This is a genomic window from Oleiphilus sp. HI0117, assembly GCF_001635235.1.
In genome coordinates, this window is sequence record NZ_LWGA01000745.1 from 1 (window position 1) to 3,554 (window position 3,554).

Annotated in this window: 4 protein-coding genes; all 4 read left to right on the forward strand. The window is 45.4% G+C overall.

Features of this window, described 5'->3' with window-relative positions; genetic code table 11:
* A partial coding sequence (locus A3757_RS11615; RefSeq protein ID WP_156506290.1) for a cobaltochelatase subunit CobN occupies positions 1–370 on the forward strand: 370 nt, incomplete at its 5' end.
* On the forward strand, positions 367–1,500 hold the full coding sequence (locus A3757_RS11620) for an aminotransferase class I/II-fold pyridoxal phosphate-dependent enzyme (RefSeq protein WP_068515053.1): 1,134 nt from the start codon (positions 367–369) through the stop codon (positions 1,498–1,500). The genes A3757_RS11615 and A3757_RS11620, both read left to right, overlap by 4 nt.
* Positions 1,493–2,674 (forward strand): sirohydrochlorin chelatase, encoded by a 1,182-nt coding sequence (locus A3757_RS11625; protein ID WP_068515050.1) that lies wholly within the window; start codon positions 1,493–1,495, stop codon positions 2,672–2,674. The genes A3757_RS11620 and A3757_RS11625 overlap by 8 nt, the downstream gene beginning before the upstream one ends.
* A gap of 30 nt (positions 2,675–2,704) precedes the next feature.
* Positions 2,705–3,355, forward strand: a complete 651-nt coding sequence (gene bluB / locus A3757_RS11630; RefSeq protein ID WP_068515048.1) for a 5,6-dimethylbenzimidazole synthase — start codon at positions 2,705–2,707, stop codon at positions 3,353–3,355.
* Positions 3,356–3,554 lie beyond the last annotated feature (199 nt).

Below are 3,554 nucleotides of genomic sequence, written 5' to 3' on the forward strand. Positions count from 1 at the left end.
TAGAACCTTGAAAGAGGAGCTGAACCGGGTTGTCCGTTCGCGAGTGTTAAACCCTAAATGGATTCATGCGATGCGAGAGCATGGTTACAAAGGTGCCTTTGAGATGGGGGCGAGCATTGATTATATGTTCGCCTATGATGCCACCACCAATCTGATTGATGATTATCAATACGAGGCCGTGACTGATACCTTGATACTCGACTCGGATAACCTCAATTTTCTCTTGGAGAACAACCCCTCTGTGCTTGAAGAAATGGCAGAACGCTTATTAGAAGCGACGCAACGTGGGCTTTGGGGTGCTCCTGGCCAGTATCCGGAAAAATTACAGGATGTGCTCTTGGCTTTGGATGAAAAGCAGGAGCAGGCATGATGAGTAGAGTTGACGACCGAATTCTTCATGGGGGAGATCTCGAAACGGCATCAAAATGCTATGGTGTCCCTATAGAAAAGTGGATTGACCTCTCGACGGGCATTAGCCCTATGCATTACCCAGACGTGGATATATCTACAGAGTACTTAACTCGAATGCCATATCAGAAGGATAATTTTCGCAGCGCCGTTCGAGGCTATTACGGGCAGCATGATTTCTTTGCGACAAATGGCTCACAACAAACTATTGCTTCGCTGCCAAAGTGCCTGAAGAATTTTCCGATTGTCTTGCCTGATATCGGTTATCAAGAGCACGCCGAGGCCTGGCGTCAGCATGGGGCGGAGTTGGTTTATTATCCATCGAACAACGTTGATGACGCAAAAAAAGTCATAGAAAAACGGCTTGCATCTGGCGACGCATTTCATTTGCTGGTGATAAATCCAAACAACCCCACATGCATCACTTTCTCACCCGAAACATTGAAGTATTGGTCATCACAACTTACTGAGGGCGCTGCGTTAATCGTGGATGAAGCGTTTGCAGACCTCTGTCCTGAGCAAAGTGTTTTGGGTGCTAATTTTGCAGCGAATATGGTGGTATTAAGATCATTCGGTAAATTCTTTGGCTTACCAGGCTTGAGGCTCGGTTTTGTTTTTGCGGGCCAAACGCTTTTGCATGAGATGAAGGCTTTCATTGGTGTTTGGGATGTCAATGGGCCTGCCCAAGAAATAGCGACTCGAGCGTTTCTTGATGCGCAATGGCAAGCTGACGCGCGCCAGCGATACCTCGACTTGTCTCGAGATAACCAAAAGCTGTGGCAAGGTTTATTTATTCAATTGCGAGAACAAGGGGGCGATGTATCAGAAGCCCACCAATTGTTGTTTTCGACCTATACCCTCGAAGATGAAAAAGCAAAACGACTATTCGAAGTGTTTGCACAGCACGGTGTTTTACTTCGATTAATCAAAATCGGTAAAGGGCATTCTTTAATTAGGATAGGCTTTGTCGATATACAAAACGTCCAACAAGTGACGGAACTAAATCATAAAATTAAACAAAGCATGCACGCATTAAAAAAATATTTTGCTGGCACCGCAAACGACATACAAATGGAGAGGCAATATGGCTGATCAATCAGTGGAAGTAAAACGTGGCATTATGGTCTGTGGCCATGGCAGTCGAGACAAAGGCGCAGAGCGTGAATTTGGGCGTGTCGCAGCAGGACTAAAAAAACGATTTCCAGATATGCCTGTCGAATATGGCTTTTTGGAGTTCTCCGCACCCAACATTCATATGGGTCTAAACTCGTTAATTGATCAAGGTGTCGAAGAGATCTACGCGGTTCCAGGAATGTTGTTTGCCGCAACTCACGCAAAGAACGACATTCCATCTGTATTGACGACATTCGAAGAGAAAAAGGGGAACGTGAAAGTCGCTTACGGCAATGAACTCGGCTTGCACGAAGCGATGATCGAGGCGTTTCAAGCAAGAATATATGAGTCACTCGGGCTAGACTCCAACAACCCTCCAGATCAACTTTATGACACTATGCTAGTGGTTGTAGGGCGCGGAACGTCAGATACCATGGCAAACGCGGAAGTGGCTAAACTGACTCGAATCGTCAATGAGAATATGGGTTTTGGCTGGGCTGATACGGTTTACTCAGGGGTAACCTACCCATCGGTTGGAGAAGGCTTGGAGCGATTGGTAAAACTCGGTTTTAAAAAAATAGTGGTGGCACCGTATTTTCTGTTCACAGGCAGGTTAATTAAACGTATTTACGGATATGTAGACCATGTCGCCGGACAGTTTCCTGATAGCGAGTTCATTAAGACGCCTTATCTTAATGATCATGAAAAAGTTATCGATGCATTTGAAGTTCGTGTGCGTGAAATTATGACGAATCAGTTACTGCCAGAAAACTTAATGTCATCGTTCAAGCGGAGGCTGGCGGCAGGAGAGGTTGACGTGCATCACCATCATGCTGAATTTGACCCGAATAATCCAAATGGCAGCGTGTCTGAAAGCAGTCATTCGCACGATGACTCACCTAGTCATGAACATTCACACGGTCATTCTCATGACCACTCACACTCTCATGGCCACTCTCATGGCCACTCACATAGTCATGGGCATTCCCATGGCGTTTACAAACATATCGGACACCCAATGGGGCCACGAACCATGATAGGTGACGGGATTTGTAATTGTTTCATGAGACAATTTCCTCAAGAAATACTCGATGAAGAAAAAGAGAAAATAGCTAGCGCCAGTGATAAAACGCCGCTTGCGCATCGCCAATAGCCGTAAGGATGATGAGATGGGCTCTAAGTCATGAGTAAGTCGTTCAGTTATCCTGAAGCCGATAAAAAGGCAATATACCGCGTTATGGCTGAGCGCAGGGATATGCGCCATTTTAATGGTCAGCCGCTAGAAGAAACTACGCTCGGTAGAATTCTTGCGGCAGCTCACTTGGCGCCTAGTGTTGGATTAATGCAGCCTTGGCGTTTTATCCGAATCAAGAATTACGATATTAAGCACTCAATTCATTTACTCGTGGATAAAGAGCGAAAATTTACTGCGCAAGCCCTAGGAGAGCGTGAGCAAGATTTTCTCAAACTGAAGGTAGAGGGCATACTTCAATGTTCAGAAGTAATTGTAGCTGCGTTGCCTGACAAACGCGATGAACATATATTTGGAAGACGGACCTTGCCAGAAATGGATCTGGCATCCTTATCCTGCGCCATTCAAAATATGTGGCTAGCCGCTCGCGCCGAAGGTGTAGGCATGGGATGGGTATCTTTGTTTGAACCGGAGGACCTTAAACAGCTTCTTGAAATGCCTCAAGGAAGCCATCCCGTTGCGATTCTGTGTATTGGTCATGTTGATGGGTTCTATGAGAAACCGATGCTCGTGATGGAAAAATGGTCAGAAAAATTCGACTTGAATGAGCTGGTTTTTGAGAACTTCTGGGGAAAAAGTTAGGCTAGATAAAATGAAACATAATTAGCTTTGTCACCTTACTCAAGGGTGATCTAATTGTTTAAGATCACTTTTATATTTTCGTAGGTGAAGTTCGAACTGCAACATCTTATAGAATTAGTTCGTCGATAACGAACGTCTGTTCGAAATTAGCGTTTACTCAGAGGGGCGGATCCTTGGTGGGCGCCACTAACAATCACCC